Genomic DNA, 2,013 nt, shown 5'->3' with positions numbered 1-2,013 from the left:
CCTGAACGTCGAGCAGACCCCCGTGGGCGGCGCCGCCACCAGCCGCGACACCGTGTCCTTCAAGGTCCGCACCGGCATGTCCTCCGACGTGGAGGTCACCACCCCGACCCAGAACGGCACCGTCACCACCAAGACCGTGACCTACACCGGCAAGGGCGAGCCCCTGTCCAAGATCACCGTCAAGGGATCCACCCGCGAGGTCGCCTCGACCACTGTCCGCTCTGACGGAACCTGGGAAGCCATTGGAACCTTCGAACTGGCCAACGGAACCTACAACTTCACCGTCAGCCAGGAAGAACTCAACGGCGACATGAAGCACACCAACCTGACCTTCACCATCAAGGCCAACTAACACTCCCCCTCAACAGGGTGGGGTGTGAAGCATCCCTCACGCCCCACCCTCCCCTTTCATTATCGACAACAATCGCCCGAAAGGCACCATCTCATGACCATGCGTAAAACCATGACCGCTGCAGCGCTCTGCACCGTGGCACTGGGCTCACTCATCGCACAGCCCGCATTCGCCTCGACCCTGATCGACCCGTCACCGAAGGTTGCAACCTCGGGCAACCAGACCGCCGCCGCCGACATCGCCATCACCGCAATGTCTGGACTCCGCGGGATCTCAGCCGAAGGCACGATCACCTTCCCGAATGGCGCGGTCGCCGGCCAGCTCAAGTACACCGCACCCGAAGGCACCAAGATCACCGATGCCGGGTACTCCAACTCGACCATCTCGCCAGATGGAAAGACCGCGCTCCTGGGCACAGACTCAGACAGCTGGCAGGGCGCACGAAAGATCAAACTCGCGATTGGTCTTGACACCGTAGCCGGGCAGACCCTGACCGGCGGAAAGGTTCAGGTCATCAAGGGCGGCGAAATTACGAAATCGATCGACTTCACCATGACCGCGCGATCCGCGATCACCTCGGTATCGACCCCGTCCTTTAACCAGGCCTATAACGGTTCTTCAACGGTCAAATTTGACACCACCGCGTACGGACAGCTGAAGTTCATCGCCCCTAGCAACACTCGGATCAAGTCCGTGGACAACTCGCTGTGTAGCGTCTCCGCGGACAGGAAGTCGGCGATTTGTGGTGCGAACACCGACTATTGGATCGCCAATCGCGCCATCACTTTTGATTCAGACGGTGCATACGCACCTGGGACCTTCAACGATGGCTTGGTTCAGCTCCTGCACAACGGCCAGGTTGTCGACTCCCACTCACTCGCCGCCACCACCACCGCAACGATCAAGGCAACCGATCAGGTTGTTGATGCTGGTGCCGTAGCCAAGGTGCCCGTCGTGTTCTCCCCGCAGATCTGGGGAACCATGACCTTCACCGCCCCCGAAGGAACCACCTTTGCCGCGAGTGGTCAGCCCTCGGGTAGCGTCGTTTCCACCGACGGCAAGACTCTGACTCGCACACCGAGCGGTTCGTGGTCCGGCACGCTCAACTTCCTGGTCAACACCCCGGCGGGCGCAATCCCGGGCACCGTCTTCAGCGGCGGTGTCGGAACCATGCATGCAGGTGACGTGGACACTGCGCGTGTCGAATTCAAGGTCAGCGTGAGCAACCACGTGGCGAAGCCCACCGTATCTGTGGACCACAACGTGCTCTCCGGGAACAACGGCATCCCCGGCGCCACCATCAACGTCCGCAACGACGCCAACGAAATCATCGGCACCAAGGTCGTCGATGCTATCGGCCACTGGGAAATCATCGTCCCCTTCCAGGGCACCGGCAACAAGACCGTAAACGTGTCCCAGACCTACGGCACCGGAACCTCCGACACCGTCCTGGCCACCATCAACTTCGGCCAGGGCGTCCAGGTCACCACCCCGACCAACGGCTCCACCGTCACCACCGAAAAGGTCACCTTCACCGGAACCGGAACCGTCGGTGCCACTATCCAGGTCAACGGCTCCACCAAGAACATCTGCACCACCACCGTGGGCACCAACGGCACCTGGAGCTGTGAGTCCACCGTTGCGCTGATCAACGGACCCTA

Annotated in this window: 2 protein-coding genes; both read left to right on the top strand. The window is 61.3% G+C overall.

Features of this window, described 5'->3' with window-relative positions; genetic code table 11:
• Window positions 1–352, top strand: a 352-nt coding sequence (locus D9V34_RS17935) for an Ig-like domain-containing protein (RefSeq protein WP_183092036.1), incomplete at its 5' end; no start/stop codon positions are given.
• Window positions 353–445: 93 nt separating this feature from the next.
• Window positions 446–2,013 (top strand): hypothetical protein (locus D9V34_RS17375; protein ID WP_147441724.1); only part of this gene is annotated, 1,568 nt, incomplete at its 3' end.

Source organism: Mycetocola lacteus (genome assembly GCF_003667575.1).
Classification (GTDB): Bacteria; Actinomycetota; Actinomycetes; order Actinomycetales; family Microbacteriaceae; genus Mycetocola; species Mycetocola lacteus.
Note: the sequence above shows the minus strand (reverse complement) of the source record. Positions and strands in the feature narration are given on the sequence as shown.